The 18600-nt window shown below is 65.7% G+C and carries 15 protein-coding genes, 1 tRNA gene and 1 pseudogene; 9 read left to right on the top strand and 8 right to left on the bottom strand.

Translation table 11 applies throughout. The annotated features are described in order from the left end of the window. Positions 1–12 precede the first annotated feature (12 nt). Entirely contained in the window at positions 13–954 is a 942-nt protein-coding gene (locus ACQR07_RS19880) for an ABC transporter permease (protein ID WP_434864766.1), read from the bottom strand. A gap of 496 nt (positions 955–1450) precedes the next feature. Then, on the bottom strand, positions 1451–2581 hold the full coding sequence (locus ACQR07_RS19875; protein WP_434903870.1) for a M20/M25/M40 family metallo-hydrolase: 1131 nt from the start codon (positions 2579–2581) through the stop codon (positions 1451–1453). A 291-nt stretch (positions 2582–2872) separates the two neighbouring features. Here ACQR07_RS19875 and ACQR07_RS19870 point away from each other — a divergent pair, with 291 nt between their 5' ends. From ACQR07_RS19870 to ACQR07_RS19860, 3 genes are all read left to right on the top strand, one after another. Then, a complete protein-coding gene (locus ACQR07_RS19870; protein ID WP_434903869.1) occupies positions 2873–4486 on the top strand; it encodes an ABC transporter substrate-binding protein in 1614 nt (537 codons plus the stop codon). Between the two features lie 352 nt (positions 4487–4838). Then, positions 4839–6452, top strand: coding sequence for an ABC transporter substrate-binding protein (locus tag ACQR07_RS19865; RefSeq protein ID WP_434903868.1), 1614 nt, complete (start codon positions 4839–4841; stop codon positions 6450–6452). A gap of 456 nt (positions 6453–6908) precedes the next feature. Next, a complete protein-coding gene (locus ACQR07_RS19860) occupies positions 6909–8522 on the top strand; it encodes an ABC transporter substrate-binding protein (protein ID WP_434903867.1) in 1614 nt (537 codons plus the stop codon). A gap of 78 nt (positions 8523–8600) precedes the next feature. Here ACQR07_RS19860 and ACQR07_RS19855 read toward each other — a convergent pair whose 3' ends face one another. Beyond that, entirely contained in the window at positions 8601–10004 is a 1404-nt protein-coding gene (locus ACQR07_RS19855; protein WP_434903866.1) for a methyl-accepting chemotaxis protein, read from the bottom strand. A gap of 137 nt (positions 10005–10141) precedes the next feature. On the opposite strand from ACQR07_RS19855, the pseudogene ACQR07_RS19850 reads away from it, so the two are divergent. After that, positions 10142–10249, top strand: a pseudogene (locus tag ACQR07_RS19850) (SRPBCC family protein); the annotation flags it as partial. Positions 10250–10319: 70 nt separating this feature from the next. Here ACQR07_RS19850 and ACQR07_RS19845 read toward each other — a convergent pair. Beyond that, on the bottom strand, positions 10320–11051 hold the full coding sequence (locus ACQR07_RS19845) for an SDR family NAD(P)-dependent oxidoreductase (RefSeq protein WP_434903865.1): 732 nt from the start codon (positions 11049–11051) through the stop codon (positions 10320–10322). A 294-nt stretch (positions 11052–11345) separates the two neighbouring features. On the opposite strand from ACQR07_RS19845, the gene ACQR07_RS19840 reads away from it, so the two are divergent. Continuing rightward, entirely contained in the window at positions 11346–11606 is a 261-nt protein-coding gene (locus tag ACQR07_RS19840; protein WP_434903864.1) for a type II toxin-antitoxin system ParD family antitoxin, read from the top strand. Next, positions 11596–11892, top strand: coding sequence for a type II toxin-antitoxin system RelE/ParE family toxin (locus ACQR07_RS19835; protein ID WP_434903863.1), 297 nt, complete (start codon positions 11596–11598; stop codon positions 11890–11892). The genes ACQR07_RS19840 and ACQR07_RS19835 overlap by 11 nt, the downstream gene beginning before the upstream one ends. Positions 11893–11974: 82 nt before the next feature. Here ACQR07_RS19835 and ACQR07_RS19830 read toward each other — a convergent pair. Next, positions 11975–12061 (bottom strand) — tRNA-Leu (locus ACQR07_RS19830). Positions 12062–12452: 391 nt separating this feature from the next. On the opposite strand from ACQR07_RS19830, the gene ACQR07_RS19825 reads away from it, so the two are divergent. Beyond that, entirely contained in the window at positions 12453–12920 is a 468-nt protein-coding gene (locus ACQR07_RS19825; RefSeq protein WP_434903862.1) for a hypothetical protein, read from the top strand. 72 nt (positions 12921–12992) lie between these two features. Here the strand turns inward: ACQR07_RS19825 and ACQR07_RS19820 are convergent, their stop codons facing one another. Both ACQR07_RS19820 and ACQR07_RS19815 read right to left on the bottom strand, forming a co-directional pair. Continuing rightward, entirely contained in the window at positions 12993–14192 is a 1200-nt protein-coding gene (locus tag ACQR07_RS19820) for an FAD-dependent monooxygenase (protein WP_434903861.1), read from the bottom strand. 10 nt (positions 14193–14202) lie between these two features. Next, the gene (locus tag ACQR07_RS19815; protein WP_434864727.1) at positions 14203–14445 is read right to left on the bottom strand and encodes a zinc-finger domain-containing protein; all 243 of its coding nucleotides are present in this window, start codon (positions 14443–14445) and stop codon (positions 14203–14205) included. Positions 14446–14740: 295 nt separating this feature from the next. On the opposite strand from ACQR07_RS19815, the gene ACQR07_RS19810 reads away from it, so the two are divergent. Together ACQR07_RS19810 and ACQR07_RS19805 are read left to right on the top strand one after the other, a co-directional pair. Further along, entirely contained in the window at positions 14741–15892 is a 1152-nt protein-coding gene (locus ACQR07_RS19810; protein WP_434903860.1) for a hypothetical protein, read from the top strand. Between the two features lie 45 nt (positions 15893–15937). Beyond that, positions 15938–16687: an alpha/beta fold hydrolase gene (locus tag ACQR07_RS19805; protein ID WP_434903859.1), complete on the top strand. Its 750-nt coding sequence runs from the start codon at positions 15938–15940 to the stop codon at positions 16685–16687. A 160-nt stretch (positions 16688–16847) separates the two neighbouring features. Here the strand turns inward: ACQR07_RS19805 and ACQR07_RS19800 are convergent, their stop codons facing one another. Continuing rightward, the gene (locus tag ACQR07_RS19800) at positions 16848–18236 is read right to left on the bottom strand and encodes a hypothetical protein (RefSeq protein WP_434903858.1); all 1389 of its coding nucleotides are present in this window, start codon (positions 18234–18236) and stop codon (positions 16848–16850) included. Positions 18237–18600: the final 364 nt, after the last annotated feature.

The following is an 18600-nucleotide window of genomic DNA, read 5'->3' as shown; positions in this document are numbered from 1 at the left end:
CGGATTTGGGCCTCAGTAGCGGATGCGGGGATCGAGGATCGTATAGGCGAGGTCGATCAGCAGATTGACCGCGAGATAGATGAACGAGGTCAGCAGGATCATGCCCTGGATGACCGGATAGTCGCGCGCCAGCACGGCGTCGACCGTCAGTCGTCCAATGCCGGGCAGGTTGAACACGCTCTCGGTGACCACGACGCCGGAGATGAGCAGCGCGAAGCCGGAGCCGATCACGGTGATCACCGGCACCGCGGCATTGCGCAGCGCGTGGCGCAGCAGCACCGCGATCTCGCTGACGCCCTTGGCGCGGGCGGTGCGCACGAAATCCTCGCCGAGCACGTCGAGCATGGCGGCGCGCGTCATGCGCGCGATCAGCGCGACGTAGATGAAGGACAGCGCGCAGGTCGGCAGGATGATGCGCTCGAAGAACGGGCCGAAGCCGACGCTCAGGCTCTTGAAGCCCTGCACCGGCACCCAGCGCAAATTGATCGCGAACACCTGGATCAGGATGTAGCCGATCACGAACACCGGCACCGAGAAGCCGAGCACCGAAAGCGCCATCACGAAGCGGTCGATCCAGGTGCCGTGCTTCCAGGCCGCAATGACGCCGAGCGGAACGGCGACGAGAATCGACAGGATGATCGTCGAGAGTGCCACCGAGATCGACGGCTCGATGCGCTGGCCGATCATCTGCAGCACCGGCACCTTGGAGATCAGCGACACGCCGAGATCGCCATGCAGGAGCTGATTGATCCAGGTGAAGAACTGGATGTAGAGCGGCTCGTTCAGGCCTAGCGTGGTGCGGATGCGTTCGAGCTGTTCGGGCGTCGCGTTGTCGCCGGCGAGAATCGCCGCGGGATCGCCGGGTGTGAGCCGCAGCAGCAGGAAGACGAACAGCGCCACGACGCCCATCACGGGGATGGATGCGAGAATGCGGCGGAGCAGGTAACCGATCATCTTGATAGAACCGTCTTCATGGGGCTGAGGTCGCGCACGTGGTGTCGTGAGGGAGCTTGCATGTCATCGTTGTCATTCGCTTTCAAGATCTCCGGCGCTTTCAAGATCTCCGGCGCATGCTCGCCGGCTGTTGCACATCGGCGATGCGACCGCCGCCACCGCGTCGATCCATCGCATTTGCGTACAATGTCGCGGCAACTTTGCAGCGAACTTTCACGCCGCGACTTTGCAAGCCGCATGCCATCATGCGCGGGCTGGAGAGTGGTGTCCACTTGCTCCTCAGGTCCCAGAAAATGAAACCGTGCTGCTGCGCAACAGCGCGTTTGAGCGCGGTGCCGTAGGGTGGGCAAAGCAGCCGCCGCAGGCGGCAGCGTGCCCACCGTCCCGCGGCACAAACTGCTTGGAGATGGTGGGCACGGCGCAACAGCGATCTCGCTTGTATGAAGCGGCACGACCGCGCCTTTGCCCACCCTACGCCCATACAGCAAGGACTGGCCTATGTGAGCGTTGCGAGCAGCCCGGCCATGAGGCGGCCGCGTTCGACGAGACTGTCGATCTCGATATGCTCGTTCAGCGTGTGCATGTCGGCTCCGCGCACGCCCAGGCCGTCGAGCGTCGGGATGCCCAGCGCGCCGGTGAAGTTACCGTCGGAGCCGCCGCCGGCCGATCCGTGCGGCAGCGACATGCCCAGTTGCTCAGCGATGCCGCGCGCCGTCTCGTGGAGCGCCATGGTTCCGGAATCCGGCTCCCACACCGGCCGCGTCACGCCGCGCGTGACGTTGAACGTCACGTCATCAGCGGTGCCGGACAGCGCCAGCATGCGCTCGACGCCGCGATCGAGATCGGCCTGGCGCTTGGCCATGCTCAGTGCCTCGCCGGTGCAGGTGGTGGCCACGCAATTGACCCATTGGCCGCCGTGAACGATGCCGACCGAGAACGTGCAGTCCTCCGTCGTCATGCCGTCGATCGCGAGGATCTGCCGCGCCATTTCCCGGATTGCGGAACGCCCGGACGCCAGACGCGCGCCGGCATGGCTCGGCCGGCCGATGGCTTCGAGATTGAAGCGGGCGATCGCGTAGCGTCCGGTCACCACGCCGTTGTCGGGTCGGCCCGGCTCGGGCACCAGCACGTATTTGTTCCGCTGCGCCTCGGCTTCGATGATGTCGCGGGTCGACGGCGTGCCGACCTCCTCGTCGGGCGTGAACAGCACCGTGATCGGCAACGGTGTCGTGACGGAGGCCTTGATCAGCTGGCGGATGGCCTCCAGCGTGAGATAGTTGCCGCCCTTCATGTCGCAGATGCCGGGCCCATAACATTTGTTACCCTCGCGGCGCCAGGGCAGCTTGGCCAGGGTGCCGACCGGGTGCACCGTATCCATGTGGCCGGCGATCAGGATACCGGGCTCGCCCTGCTTCGGATGCGGGAAGCGGGCACGCACGCAGCCGGCGAATCCTTGCCGGCCGGCGATGCGCTCGATCGTCGCACCCATGATCGCCATGTCGCGTGCGGCGAGGTCGAGCATGCGCTCGACCGCGGCGGCGTCCCACGTCGGACTTTCGCACTCCACCCAGCCGCGCAATCCCTGCAGCATGGCCTCGGCATCGAACGGGAGATTGGCGGGATTCATGTTGCTCTCTTCTCTGTTCAAGGATTCCGTTCAAGGAATTGTCATGATCGGATCGCACGAGACGGAGTCGCACGGGTTTTGTAAAGCGAAAGCTATGCAGTCGTTAACGGCGTCCTCCGCGACTGGCGCCATGCGCCGAATGCGGATTGACGTGCACGACCACCGATGCAAGTGTCGAAAGCTCACGACTGAGCGCCTGTTAGTTCGCACAAGGATTGACCGGCTCGCACAACGAATGATCGGGTTCTGATCAGTTTGGCGTCAACACAATTCCTTCAGGAGACCTCGTAAATGTTCCGCACCCCGCGCTGGAAACGCCTGACGCTCGCCACGAGCCTTGCCGTCTCCATGCTGTCGCTTTCGACGGCGCTGAGCACGCAAGCCATCGCTGCCGGCAAGAAGACGATCACGGCGGTGATGCATTCCGACCTGCGCGTGATCGACCCGGGCTTCACCACGGCCTACATCACCCGCGACCACGGCTATATGGTCTACGACACGCTGCTGTCGACCGATTCGAACTTCAAGATCCAGCCGCAGATGGCGGATTGGAAGGTCTCCGACGACAAGCTGACCTACACCTTCACCTTGCGCGACGGTCTCAAGTGGCATGACGGTGCACCGGTCACTGCGGAAGACTGCGTCGCCTCGCTGAAGCGCTGGGGCCGCAATGACGGCATGGGCCAGAAGCTGATGGACTTCACGGCCAGCCTGGAGGCTGCTGATGCCAAGACCATCGTGCTCAAGTTGAAGGAACCCTACGGCCTCGTGCTGGAGTCGATCGGCAAGCCGTCGTCGCTGGTGCCGTTCATGATGCCGAAGCGGCTCGCCGAGACGCCGCAGGGCCAGCAGATTGCGGAGCAGATCGGCTCCGGCCCGTTCAAGTTCGTCAAGGCGGAATTTCAGCCGGGCGTGAAGGCGGTGTACGAGAAGAACACCGACTACGTGCCGCGCAAGGAGCCGGCGAGCTGGGTTGCGGGTGGCAAGGTCGTGAAGGTCGACCGCGTCGAATGGATCACGATGCCGGATCCGCAGACGGCGGTGAACGCGCTGCAGGCCGGCGACATCGATTTCATGGAGAATCTTCCCTACGACATGCTGCCGGTGCTGGAGACGAACTCCGACCTCAAGATCGACGTGCTCAACAAGTTCGGCTACCAGACGCTCGGGCGCATGAACTTCCTGAATCCGCCGTTTGACAATGTGAAGGTACGCCGCGCAGCGTTCCTGGCGCTGAACCAGAAGGACGTGCTCGACGCGCTGGTCGGCAATCCCAAGTACCAGAAGGTGTGCGGCGCGGTGTTCGTGTGCGGCACGCCGCTGGAGACCGATGTCGGTGCGGAGACCCTGATCAAGGGCAACGGCATGGCGGAGGCCAAGAAGGCGCTCGCAGAGTCCGGTTATGACGGCACGCCGATCGCGATCATGGCGCCGGGCGACGTCACCACGCTGAAGGCGCAGCCCGTCGTTGCCGCGCAATTGCTGCGCGAGGCCGGCTTCAAGGTCGACCTGCAGGCGACCGACTGGCAGACCGTGGTGACGCGGCGCGCCAGCCAGAAGCCTGTGAAGGAGGGCGGCTGGAACATGTTCTTCACCAACTGGGTCGGCGCCGACGTTGCCAATCCCGTGGTGAACGTGTCGATCGGCGGCCGCGGCACCAAGGGCGGCTGGTTCGGCTGGGCCGAGGATGCCGAGATCGAGAAGCTGCGCGACGCCTATGCGCGCTCAGCCTCGGCGGAGGAGCAGAAGAAGATCGCCACCGAGATCCAGAAGCAGAACTACGAGAAGGTGATCTACGTCCCGCTCGGCCAGTACCTGCTGCCCAGTGGCTGGCGCAAGTCGCTGACCGGCGTGCTCGACGGTCCGGCGACGCCGATCTTCTGGAACATCGACAAGAGCGAGTAACGCGCGCGGGTGCGACGCGGCTATTGCAACCATGCGGCGGAGGCAACTCCGCCGCATTTTCATGTCTGCCAGGCCCGGGCTTTCGCATCCCGTCGGTTCCGGATTCCGGAATTCGAGACCACGGCTGAACAGCAAGCGGTAACCGGGTCTATGTTCGGCTCAGACCGGAGCGCAAGCGCGACAATGCGGATCAGCAAAGTCGATTGACGCGCCCGGGAACTGTTGCAACTCTTCGCTTGCGGAAGAACGCTGAGCCGATGCCCGCGGAACGCCGGGTCCGACGCTCGGCTGATCCCGTGTCTCGACGCGTCTCGAGACGGTTGTTCACCCCCGTCAGGTCAAGAGAGATCGCATGTCACCTCATCCGCGCCGGGCTCATACCGCGCTCGCATCCCTGCTGGTTGCGTCCACCGTTCTGCTGCTACCAAGTTTCATGTCCCAGGCGCTCGCGGCCGGCAAGAAGACCATCTCAGCCGTAATGCATTCCGACCTGCGCGTGATCGACCCGGGTTTCACCACGGCCTACATCACCCGCGACCACGGCTATATGGTCTACGACACGCTGCTGGCGACGGACTCGAACTTCAAGATCCAGCCGCAGATGGCGGATTGGAAGGTCTCCGACGACAAGCTGACCTACACTTTCACGCTGCGCGATGGTCTGAAATGGCATGACGGTGCACCGGTCACTGCGGAAGACTGTGTCGCCTCGCTGAAGCGCTGGGGCCGCAACGACGGCATGGGCCAGAAGCTGATGGACTTCACGGCAAGCCTGGAGGCGCCGGACGCCAAGACCATCGTGCTGAAACTGAAGGAGCCCTACGGCCTCGTGCTGGAGTCGATCGGCAAGCCGTCGTCGCTGGTGCCGTTCATGATGCCGAAGCGGCTCGCCGAGACGCCGCAGGGCCAGCAGATTCCGGAGCAGATCGGCTCCGGCCCGTTCAAGTTCGTCAAGGCGGAATTCCAGCCGGGCGTGAAGGCGGTGTACGAGAAGAACACCGACTACGTGCCGCGCAAGGAGCCGGCGAGCTGGACCTCCGGCGGAAAGGTGGTGAAGGTCGACCGCGTCGAATGGATCACGATGGCGGATGCGCAGACCGCGGTGAACGCGGTGCAGTCCGGCGATATCGACTTCATGGAGGCTCCTTCCTATGAGCTGCTGCCGGTGCTGGAGGCGAACCCCGAGCTCCAGATCGACGTGCTGAACAAGCTCGGCTACCAGACGCTCGGCCGCATGAACTTCCTGAATCCGCCGTTCGACAATGTGAAGGTGCGCCGCGCGGCGTTCCTGGCGATGAACCAGAAGGACGTGCTCGACGCGCTGGTCGGCAATCCCAAGTATCAGAAGGTCTGCGGCGCGGTGTTCGTGTGCGGCACGCCGCTGGAGACCGATGTCGGCGCTGAGACCCTCATCAAGGGCAACGGCATGGCGGAGGCGAAGAAGGCGCTCGCCGAGTCCGGCTATGACGGCACGCCGATCGCGATCATGGCGCCGGGCGACGTCGTTGCGCTCAAGGCGCAGCCGATCGTGGCCGCGCAGCTGCTGCGCGAGGCCGGCTTCAAGGTCGACCTGCAGGCGACGGACTGGCAGACCGTGGTGACGCGGCGCGCCAGCCAGAAGCCGGTGAAGGAGGGCGGCTGGAACATGTTCTTCACCAACTGGGTCGGTGCCGACGTCGCCAATCCCGTCGCCAACGTTTCGGTCGGCGGGCGCGGCACCAAGGGCGGCTGGTTCGGCTGGGCCGAGGATGCCGACATCGAGAAGCTGCGCGACGCCTATGCGCGCTCGTCCTCGCCGGAGGAGCAGAAGAAGATCGCAACCGAGATCCAGAAGCTGAACTATGAGCGGGTGATCTATATTCCGCTCGGCCAGTATCTGGGGCCGAGCGTGTGGCGCAAGTCGCTGAGCGGCGTCTTGGACGGCCCGGCAACGCCGATCTTCTGGAACATCGACAAGAAGGAATAGCACCCGCGGTCAGGCAAAAAGAGAGCGCGGCGAAAGCAACTTCGCCGCGCTCTTGTTTTGATAGAGTCCTGCTGAATGACTGGGGATCAGCAGTGCGGATCGCGGACGGCTTCCGGGCCCTCGACCAGCAGAGGCGGGGCGGGATTGTCACGCGTCGGCATCCTTCCGCTGCGGATCGGTGCGGCGGGACTGGGGTGACCACGCTGCTGGTCTGCGGCATCGCTCGACATCATCATGCTCCTTGTCTGCCTCGATAACGGACCGCGGCCATGCGAGTTCCTCGCAGTGGGACGACGACGAAGGCTGGGAGCCGAAGCCACGGAGCGGGACGCTCAGTTCGCGCGCGACAGGCAGCGCGGGATTGCGAGCAAAGCGATTGACGCGCATGGGAACTGCTGCAAGTCTCGCTCGCGCTCGCGCCGGGTTTTTCGAAAGCATCACGTCAAGAGAGATCGCATGTCACATTGTCAGCGCCGACCGTCCTCCGCGCTCGTCTCCTGGCTCGTCGCCTCGGTCATGGCGTTGTCGTCAGCGGGCCTTGCGCCCGCAGCGCTCGCCGCCGGCAAGAAGACGATCACGGCGGTGATGCATTCCGATCTGCGCGTGATCGATCCGGTGTTCACGCCGGCCTACATCACGCGCGACCACGGCTACATGGTCTATGACACGCTGCTGGGCACCGACGCCAATTTCCAGGTGCAGCCGCAGATGGCGCAGTGGAAGGTCTCCGACGACAAGCTCACCTATACTTTCACGCTGCGCGACGGATTGAAATGGCATGACGGCACTGCTGTGACGGCGGAGGATTGCGTCGCCTCGCTCAAGCGCTGGAGCACCAACGACAGCATGGGCCAGAAGCTGATCGATGCGACCGCCTCGCTGGAGGCGACCGATTCCAAGACGATCACGCTGAAGCTGAAGGAGCCCTACGGTCTCGTCCTGGAGTCGATCGGCAAGCCGTCTTCCTACGTGCCGTTCATGATGCCGAAGCGGCTCGCCGAGACGCCGGCAAACCAGCAGATCTCCGAGCAGATCGGGTCGGGTCCCTTCAAGTTCGTGAAGGCCGAGTTTCAGCCCGGCGTGAAGGCGGTCTACGAGAAGAACACCGACTACGTGCCGCGCAAGGAACCGCCGAGCTGGACCGCGGGCGGCAAGGTGGTGAAGGTCGACCGGGTGGAATGGATCTCCATGCCGGACGCGCAGACCGCGGTCAACGCGCTGCAGGCCGGTGACATCGACTTCATGGAATTTCCGCCGATGGATCTGGAGCCCGTGCTGGCGGCCAATCCCGATCTCACCATGAACGTGCTCAACAAGTTCGGCTACCAGACGCTCGGCCGCATGAACTTCCTGTTTCCGCCGTTCGACAATGTGAAGCTGCGTCGCGCGGCGTTCCTGGCGCTCAATCAGAAGGACGTGCTCGACGCGCTGGTCGGCAATCCGAAATTCTATCGCGTCTGCGGCGCCGTGTTCGGCTGCGGCACGCCGCTGGAAAGCGATGTGGGCTCGGAGACGCTGGTGAAGGGCAACGGGGTCGAGCAGGCCAAGAAGCTGCTCGCCGAGGCCGGCTACGACGGCACGCCGGTGGTGATCCTGGCGCCGGGCGATGCGATCACCTTGAAGGCCCAGCCGGTGGTCGCGGCGCAGCTGCTGCGCGCTGCCGGCTTCAAGGTCGACCTGCAGACCACCGACTGGCAGACCGTGGTGACGCGGCGCGCCAGCCAGAAGCCGCCGAAGGAGGGCGGCTGGAACATGTTCTTCACCAATTCGGTGATCGCCGATTCCGGCAATCCCATCGGCAGCACCTTCGTCGGTGCGCGCGGTCAGAAGAGCCCATTTGGCTGGCCCAACGACCCGAAGATGGAAGAGCTGCGCGATGCCTTCGCTCGCGCCACGAGCGCCGCCGATCAGAAGAAGATCGCAGCCGACATCCAGCAGGAAGTCTATGAGCAGGTGATCTATGTCCCGCTCGGGCAATGGTTCGCGCCGAGCGCCTGGCGCAAATCAATCAGCGGCGTGCTGGAAGGGCAGGCGGTCCCGGTGTTCTGGAACGTCGACAAGAGCGAGTGATGTCGCGCGGGTTGGCCGCGCTCGTGATCGTCAGCTGAAGTCGGACGCGCGCAGGCGCTCCGGCAGCCGTCATGTCGCCTATGGCTTGATCTCGTCGAGCGCCGCCAGCACCTCGGTGGAGGCGATCTCGACCTTGCCGATCTCGTTCAGCGCCTCCTCGATGCGGCCGGAGCTGAAAAGACGCGCGGCCTCCTTGCCGTGGCGGTGCACGGCCTCATGAGGCCGCTCGAGGCGGCGGAATGCGGAATCGCCGGCGAAGCGCTGGCCGGCCTCGCCGTAGTACCATTTGCCGAGCCGGCAGGTGTGGTGGTCGCTGAGCTCGTCGGCCTTCAGCTGCAGCCTGCCCACGGACATGTCGACCAGCCGCTTCTTCCAGATGACATGATCGGCCTTGGCCAGCCGGATCACCTGGTTGTCGAGCGAGAGCTTGGAAATCTCGGCCAGCATCTTGCCGACCTTCGAATCCGTCCGGCTCATCGTGTCGGCCAGCGACATCACTTCGTTCGCGTTGGCCATCGCCAGGTCGGCGATGATCGTGATGCCCTGCGCCACCTCGTCGGTCGCTGCGGTCTGCTCGGCGAGGATGCTTGAAATCTCGTCCATCTTGGCGCTGACCACGGTCGTGCGTGTTCCCGCCTGGTCGATGGTCTGGGCCAGATCGGTCATCTCGGACATGCCGACCTCGACGGCCTTGGCGCCGCCGGCCATCGCCTCGACGATGCCGTTCATCTCGCCCTGCAGCCGCTCGATGCGGCCCTTGATGTCCTCGGTCGCCTTCGTGGTCTGCTGCGACAGGCTCTTCACCTCGGACGCAACGACGGCGAAGCCCTTGCCGAACTCGCCGGCGCGCGCCGCCTCGATGGTCGCATTCAGCGCCAGCAGGTTGGTCTGGTTGGCGATGGCGTCGATGGTGCTGACGATCGATCCGATCTCCGCCGACGCCGCGCTGAGGTCGGTGATCTTGGCCGAGGTGTCACGCACCGAGCTCGCAATGCCGTTCATGGTCTGCAGCGTACGTCGCACCGCCGTCACGCTGGTCTCGACCGCCTGGCGGGTTGCCGCGGCCTCGGTTGCAGCCGCGGTCGACGTTGCGCTGATGGTCTGGACCGAGGCCTGCATTTGCACCGAGGCAGAGGCGAGGCTCTGGCAGCGTTCGGACTGATTGTTCGAGGCGCCGATCAGGCGCGCAGCGCTGATCGAGGCTTCGTTGCTGTTGATGCAGAGGTCGACCACCGCATCGAGCTCTGTGGACGCGCGTGCCGCCAGCGTGGTGCCGAGGCGATGGATGGCCGCGATGAGCTCGGGCTTGACCGTCGCGCGCAGCGCCGCCGCATTGACGTCCGCGACATCACGATCGAGCTTGCCGTCGGCCCAGTCCGTGAGACAGCGCGCCAGCGCCTCCTGAAATGCGTCCTGTGTCGTGTCGTCGACCTGGAGAGAGGCCTGCGGTTGATCGTTCTTGCGGCTGCGAAATCCCAGCATCTGTCCCCTCAAGGCCCACGCACGGCGCCACGACCTGCGCCGAGGTTGCCGGCGCTCCAAATTCAACTTGCTTGCAGTTTGGTTACCAAATGGTTTCCGGCTGCAACTACTGGTTGGCGGGAGCTGCAGAATCGGCGACCCGCGTCGAGCTGGCCGGCGCGTCGATGCGCCGGGATGTCGACGGCGGCTGGCCCGGCCTGCTGCAGCATTTCGTGGCCGAGGCGGAAGGCAGCGCCGCATCGTGAGTCGTTCATGGCGGGCGATCAGCTATCCCTCGCAGCCCATGGTGCGCGCGCAGGCGGCGTAGGCGCGCGCCTACCAGCCGAGCGGCCGGCCATCGCGGAAGAAGCCGCTGGTCGGGCCGTCATCGCCGAGCAGTGCGGCCCACACCACGCTGGCGGCCCCGTCGGCGACGGGTCGCGCGCCCATCGCTTCGCCGCCGTCGAAGGTCGCGGTGAAGCCGGGACAGACCGCGTTTATGCGGAGCCCGGGGTTCTCCCGGGCGAGCTTCACCGTCAGCGCATTGAGCGCAGCCTTGGCAACGCCGTAGGAGGCCGGCATCGGCGCCGCAGTAGCAAGGCCGAACTCCGGGTCGCTGTGCGATCCGGCGCCGCTGGAGACGTTGACGAGGCGGCCATGCGCGCTGTTGCGCAACAGCGGCAGGAAGATCTGGGCGACGGACCACGCCCCGAACAGCGTGCTCTCGAAATTGGCGCGGACTTCGCCGAGATCGGCGGTCGACGCGGTCTCGTCATAGCTGCCGAGCGTGGCGGCATTGTTGATCAGCACGTCGAGCCGGCCAAACCTCTCGTCCAGCAGCGCCGCCAGCTTCGCCGCCGCGTCGGGCTCGGTGATGTCCATGCCGTGACCTTCCGCACTCACTCCCGCCGCGCTCAGTTCATCCGCCCGCGCCTGCGCGTCGGCAACTTTGCGCGCGGTCAGCACGATGTGATAGCCGCGCTGGCCCAGCTGCCGCGCCGCCTCGAAGCCGATGCCGGTCGTGCGCCCCGCGCCGGTGATCAGGGCAATCGGAAGAGATGCATCCACGGTTCGCCTCCTGCTCGATTGAGGATGACTTTCCCATCGAAACGCAGAGCCAGCGGGCTCGGATTGGCCCCCATTGCGACGAGCTGGATTCGGCCGGATGAAACACCAGCGCGGATGCGTGGTGCGGACCGTGGGACTCGAACCCACATGACGTTGCCGTCGAGGGTCTGCCTGGCCATAAACTTTGCCGAAGTGCCAGAATGTCTCGCTGGCGACAGTATACGCCAGGAGTATTCAGAAACGGTTTGAGCCGCTATAGCATAAAATGCTATATTATGCTGAAGGAAGGTTCTCATGGCCAGCAGCTACACCGTCGGCAAACACTACGAGGAGTTCATCAAGAGCTTGGTGGACAGCGGCCGCTATTCAACGGCCAGCGAGGTCATGCGCGAAGGTCTGCGGCTGATCGAAGAGAAGGAAGAGCGCCGTAAGGCCAAACTCGAAGCCCTTCGCTCCTCTATCCAGGAGGGACTCGATAGCGGTCCTGCCGAGGCCTGGGATGTGGAAGACCTGATCGCCGAGGCGAAACGCCGGAAGGCCTCGCGTGCAAAGTAGCCGCCTGCTTCGCCCGCAGGCACGGGAAGACGCGCTGGAGATCTGGCAATACATCGCAGCCGATAACGAGACGGCAGCCACCGCGCTTCTCCAGCGCTTCGATCGCGCAATTCGAACGCTTGCCGACAACCCGCTCGCCGGACGTGAGCGCCCCGAACTCGGCCGCGACATCCGCAGCTTTCCGGTGGGCAACTACATCCTCTTCTACATCCCCGCCACAAACGCCATCGAAGTCGTCCGTATCCTCCATGCGGCACGCGACATCACCGCCGAAGAACTGGAGTAGGGCACAAACCAGAGACGAAGCCGATGACCGCGTCGCCAGCCGGGAGCGATGGAAGAGATGGGTTCGGGGAGTGTCACGAAACTGGTGCGGACGGTGGGACTCGAACCCACATGACGTTGCCGTCGAGGGATTTTAAGTCCCTTGCGTCTACCGATTCCGCCACGTCCGCTTTTCGGATCAGAGACCTAGCTCAGCCTTCGTGCCCAGGGAATGAGGCTGTTCGGTGCTCCGAAGCTCATCCTTTGCTTAAGCCAACGCGGCCGCCTTGGTAAAGCCTCAATCCGGCCGTCTCCAGCTGGTTCAGATGGCACGTGAGCTGGCTCGCGCCGGTCCCGACGGTTTCGCGGGATGGACGAGGCGGCTGTCGCAAGGCGCGGAGAGATCACAGGAAAACGTCTCGCTCCGGCTGCGCATGGCGTTGCAAGCGGCCGCGGAATGAACGAAACCTGCGGCTGATGTCGCGAGCCGGCGGCTGGTCCGGCCGGATCGGTGTGTCGCTGCGGATCGGCCCGGACGTCGGGCGAGACGATGTTTTAAGACGGCTGCTTTATCGAGGCTGCATGACGACTGACTGCCATCGCCGGGCTCATCTGCGCCTCGGGCTTGCTGCGGGACTGCTCGCGCTGGGATCGCTGTTGTCCGGCTGCGCCGGCATGAGCGACAGCATGTCGACCGCCTTCGCGGACCCCGCCAAATACGAACTCTATGAGTGCAAGCAGCTCGAAGACGAGCGCAAGGCGCTCGCGACAAAATCCGCCGAGCTGCAGGGCCTGATGGCCAAGGCCGAAACCGGGGCCGGAGGCGCTGTTGTCGCCGAGCTCGCCTATCGCAACGACTACATTGCCGTGCGCGGCCAGTCGCAGTTCGCCGAGGAAGCCTGGCGCCGCAACAACTGCAAGGAGACGCCGCCGGCGCCTGCCATGGCCAAGAGCGGCAAGCCGGCCAAGCCGGGGCGCGCCACGCGTCCGACGGCCTCCAGCGGCGCAGGAGCAGCGTCGACCTCGCCGCGTGGCGGTTCGGTCTATTGAGGCACGCGGCCGGCGCCTAGATCATTGTTTGATCTTTCCGGAAAACCGGATTCCACTTTTCCGGATCATGCTCTACAGCCGCCAATCGTAGATCCAGCTCTGCCGCGCCGATAGCCGCTGCGGCCCCATTGCCTTGATGCTGACGTCGCGCGCCAGGGCCAGCGGCCCGGTCATGTGATAGACGCGGCCTTGATTGCGCGCCGTGCGCTGAACCTGGCCGACGCGGGGGCGGCGCAGTTTTGCGTAGCGCTTCAGCGCCCCTTCGATCGCGGCCGGACCGTCGGACCGCGCCTCGCTCAGCGTCTTCGCCAGCACGGCCGCGTCCTCGATCGCCATTCCGGCCCCCTGCGCGGCAAACGGCAGCATCGCATGCGCGGCATCGCCGAGCAGCGCGATGTTGCCCGCGGTCCATTCGATGCCCTCCGGCACGCCGAACAGCGCCCATTTGCACCAGCTGTCGACGGCATTGAGCAGCAGCCGCGCGGTCGCCGGCCAGTGCGGCGGGGCGAACGCCGCCTTCAACTCGGACGGATCACCCTCGGTGCTCCAGCCGGGACGATTCCAGGTGCCCGGTACCACCGCCACCACGTTGACCTGGCGGCCCGCGGAGATCGGATAGGCCACCAGATGCGCATTGGCCCCCATCCAGAGCTGAACCCGGGCGCTGGTGTATTCGCGCGGCAATTGCCGCGCGTCCAAGGTGCCGCGCCAGGCAATCAGGCCGGAGAATTCGGCGCGCACCTGCGGGAACAGGTGATGCCGGACCGCGGACCAGACGCCGTCGGCGCCGATCAGCGCCAGCACCACGTCCTGGCGGCGTTCGTCGCCGCGCCGATGCACCACGGTGAGACCCTTGGCATGCGCGGCGACGTCCTCGAACTGGCAGCCGAGCCGCAGCTCGACATCGGGATGCGCCATCGCCTCGGCCGCGAGCGCGGCCTGCAGATCGGCGCGATGGATCACCCAATAGGGTGCACCGGCCGCTTCGCTCGCCGCGGCGCCGAGCGGCAGCCGGGCGATCTCGCCGCCGGCCCGCGCGCTCATGATGCTGATGGCCTCCGGCACCACGGCGCGCGCAGTCAGCCGCGGTCCGAGCCCGAGATCGTTGAGAATGCGGCTGGCATTGGGGGAGAGCTGCAGACCGGCGCCGACTTCCTCGAGCCGCTCGGCCTTTTCGAGCACGACGACGCGGAACCCTTTGGTTGCCAGCGCCAGTGCTGCCGTCAGCCCTCCGATCCCGGCCCCCGCGACGGTGATGGTACGCGACGCCACGACACGCCGATCAGGCGACGTCCTTCAGAACGCATTCCGGCGGCCGCGCTTCGCCTGCGGCGAGATCCGGCGCATGGCGGTACAGCGTCGAGCAGTAAGGGCAGATGATTTCCTTGTCGTTGCCGAGATCGAGGAACACATGCGGATGATCGAACGGCGGGTTCGCGCCCACGCACATGAACTCATGCGAGCCGATCTCGATCACCGGCACACCGGCATCGTTGTGGAAATGCGGGACGACGTTATCGGCCATCGGTTTCACCTTGGGTCTCAAGAAGAGCAGAACGAATCAGCGCGGGAAAACGGCCGACAGGACAGGATCGCAGCGCCGAGCGTCGCGGAACGGCGGCGCACCATACTGAGCCAGTAGGCCAATTCCTAGGGGTTGGGAACCTGCGTTGGGTGTGACGCACGCCGTTATTTTCGCGCTTGTGGATTCGACACAAACCTGCCGCCCGCGAGAAGCCCTTCTTTCGTCGGGGCTGTTGTGTCGGCGGCCGGACATCCTATGTTTGACGTGCATTCCCGCGCGAAAACGTGATGGCAGCGTGATCTCGAAGCGAATCGGTCTGAGGTTCAGCCTGGCTCTGGCCGGCCTTGCAGTCAGCGCTGGTGTCGGCGTTGCGCTGTGGCCGCATGCCACGCGGGCTGGCGCCGTCATCGCTGCGCAGGAGGATCCGGTGCGGCTGTCGGAGCTGCAGTTGGCGCCGTTGCTACAGAACGAACCGGCGCGCATCGCACGCGGCGTCGAGGAGGCGCTCGCCGCCGGTGATCCCGATCTCGCCGAGAGCTTCGTCGCGTTGGCCAGGGATCATCACATCGTGCCCGACCCGGCCTTGGTGCAGCGCGTCAGCGACGCAGTCGCGGCCGAGCAGGCGCCGACGAGTGTCGCCAAGCGATTTGCGACCGGTCTCGTCACCGGGCAGGCCGACGATGTCGCGAGCCTGTCGGGCACGGTGGCCGGTGACCTGTTCGTGTTCGGCGACATCCGCGACGCGGTGCGCGAGGGCAAGCATCTGGTGATGGGCGAGGAGACCGACCGGCTGGTGCTTGGTCTCGCCACCGCCGGTCTTGCCGTGACCGCCGCGACTTACGTCTCGGCCGGCGGCGCTGCGCCGGTGCGGGCGGGTCTTACTCTGGTGAAGGATGCGCGAAAAGTCGGCCGGCTCGGCGAAGGGCTGGCGGCATGGGCCGGGCGCTCGGCGCGCGAGGTGGTCGATGCGCCATTGTTGCAGCAGGCGGTCGCCTCGGGCTCGGTGCTGCGGCCGGGGGAGACGGCGACCGCAATCCGGGCGGCGTTCCGCGCCGAGAAGGCCGGCGCTTTGGTGCGGCTCGGCAAGGATGTCGGCCGCATCACCGAGAAGGCCGGCACCCGCGGCGCGCTGGATTCGCTGAAGCTCGCCGAGGGGCCGAAGGACGTCGCTCGCGCCGCTCGCCTGGCCGAATCCAAGGGCGGCCAGACACGCGCGATCCTCAAGCTGCTCGGCCGCGGAGCGCTGCTGCTGACGGCCGGCGCGTTCAATCTCGTGCTCTGGCTGTTCGGCGCCGCCATGACGCTGCTCGGCTTCGTCGCGTCGCTCAAGTCCATGACTGAGCGCGCCACGCAAGGGCTGATCGATCGCGGCAAGCGGCGGCGGCTGCGCCGGATGCAGGCCGCCACGGTGCGCGCCGAACTGGCCGCGGCCGCGCCCTGCGGCTAGAGTTCGCCGAACCATCTCACTCCAGAATCCCGGGACCTCAGACCGATGCCGAGTTTCTCCAACGGCGCCGTCGACATCGCCTTCATCGATGAGGGGGAGGGCGATCCGATCGTGCTCGTCCACGGCTTCGCCTCGACCAAGAACGTCAACTGGATCTATCCGGGCTGGGTCACTGAGCTGCGTAAGGCCGGCCGCCGCGTCATCGCGCTCGACAATCGCGGTCATGGCGACTCGGCCAAGCTTTACGATCCGGCGCAGTACGCGATCGCGGCGATGGCGAGCGACGTGACGGCGCTGATGGATCATCTCGGATTAGCCAGCGCCGACGTCATGGGCTACTCGCTCGGTGGCCGCATCGCCGGCCACATCGCGCTGACCACGCCGGAGCGCCTGCGCTCGGTGATCTTCGGCGGCATCGGCATGGCGATGATCGAGGGCGGCGGTCCGGGCGAGAATGTCGCCGCGGCGCTGGAGGCGCCGTCGCTCGACGACGTCACAGATTCGGTCGGGCGCACCTTCCGCGCCTTCGCCGACCAGACCCGCTCCGACCGACTTGCGCTCGCCGCCTGCATGCGCGGCTCGCGCGGATTGATGTCGCGCGAGGACGTTGGCCGGATCGCGGTGCCGGCGCTGGTTGCGGTCGGGACAACGGACGAAGTCTCGGGTTCGGGGCCGGCGCTCGGCGCGCTCATCCCGGGCGCCGAGGTGCTCGACATTCCCAATCGCGACCACATGCGCGCGGTCGGCGACAAGGTCTACAAGGCCGGCGTGGTGGATTTCCTGGCGCGTCGGTGAGGTTCGCGTGCGGAACGACGCGTTGCTGTAGGGTGGGCAAAGGCGCGGCCGCGCTCTGTCCGCGCATGCGCTTTCGGTAGCGCCGTGCCCACCATCTCACAACACGATGCGCCGCCCGACGGTGGGCACGCTGCCGCCTACGGCGGCCACTTTGCCCACCCTACTGCTGAGCGGGCCGCTCGCTGCCGCTGAACCACCTGGTCGCCGCAATCAGCACGGTGAAGGTCGCGATCCAGACGATACGCGCGCCGTAGCGATCATGCGGCCCGGAGATGACGCCGCAGATCACCGCGTTGCCGAGCAGGGCTAGCGACACGGTCACCGCGAGTAGCGCAACGTCGTCGCGCCGCCGACGCCACACCGCATGGGCGGCGATCGCCGCGGCGATGAGCATCGACAGCAGGGCGACGGGCACGTGCAGCCAGTTCACCACCGCGAAGTTGATCTCCCAATGCTGCTGGTGTGCGGCGCGCATCTGCTTGATCTGTGAGGGGATGTAGCGCTCGATGATGCCGTAGGTGTGCGGCACCCAGCCGCTGGTGCCTTCCCCGGTGGCGACATGCGTCAGCTGTTCGGCCGTTGCCACCGCCGCCGCCTTGGCCTGCCACAGCGGATAGGCGGCGAGCGCGCGCTTCACGATGAAGCCCATCTCGTCGTTCATGCCCTCAAAGCGGCCGAGCTTGTTGAACATGCTGTTGCCCCACAGGAAGTCATCGGCCGTGGGCGGCAGCTCGTTGCGGTAGGGGCAGAGCTTCAGCTTCTCCTGCGCGCAATGATCCTTCAGATATTGCGTGACGATGCCGTCCTGCAGCATACGGCCGAAGGCGACGCCGGTGCCGCCGGGAGTCCAGGCCAACTGGCCCGACAGCGCGAAATTGGCGGCGAGCAGCATGGCTGCGCCAGCGACGATCGTCATGCTCGCCTGGATCAGGCCAGATAGCGCAATCTGCCGGCGCATCCACGGATAGGCGATCCAGCCGGCGCAGCACAGGCCGAGCAGCACGCCCAGCGTGGCGCTGTGGGTCGCGGACGAGAAGGCGACGAAGCCGAACAGCGCGCATTTCTCCAACGCCGAGGTCCGGCGCGCCTGGGTCACCAGGATGAACAGCGCGAGCACCGACAGGCCGGCGAAGATGTCGGTCAGCAGCAGGCTGGCAAGCCAGGGCAGGGCCGTGGTCAGGATCAGCAGCAGGCCGATCCATAACAGGCGCAGCGGCTGGGCCAGGCCGAGCACGCGCAAGGTCAGCTGCAGAATCCATAACGTCGCCAGCGCCTGCAGCCCGAGATTGAGCCAGAAGCTCGATCCTTCGCCCCAGTGCAGATAGAGGCCGAACACCGTCGAGCGGCTGGGCACCAGATAGCCCTCGTACCAGCGCGCGAGATATCCTCCGGTGTCCCATTGCAGCAGCGGATAACCGTTCCACAACGCCGGCGCGACCAGGAAGAGCGGGAGGACGATGACGGGCAGCCAGGCCGCACCGGCCTCGGTCGTGCGTTCGTCCAGGATCTGAATGTTGCTGATGCCTCGTCCCCCCGTTAGGAGCACCATGGCCAGATATGGTCAGGGGCGATATTCAGCAATAGACGCAGAGGTCTGCACGGTAAAGCCGACCCCGTGATCCAGCGGGGGACGGCCGCCATTCTCGGCCGGACTGGTTCCTTTTTGCCTCAGGCCGGTATCCCGCGGCGCGGGAACTCGGCGCTCCCCGTGAAACGTCGGTGTGAAACAAAGCAAGGGTCGAGGCGGGCGCTCGCCTTGAATTCCGGTTCCGGCTGACCAATTTGAGCCGACGCGCACGGCTGGCCTCGGCCGGTGTCGGCGGCTGTAACGGAATTGTCTCAATCCTTGTGTTCTCTTCAACTTCGATACGCTGCAAGGAATGAGTCACCTCGACGAGCTCGCGGAGGACACC

The sequence above is a fragment of the Bradyrhizobium sp. HKCCYLS20291 genome (genome assembly GCF_051167715.1).
Taxonomy (GTDB): Bacteria; Pseudomonadota; Alphaproteobacteria; order Rhizobiales; family Xanthobacteraceae; genus Bradyrhizobium.
This window is presented reverse-complemented; position numbering and strand designations above follow the sequence as displayed.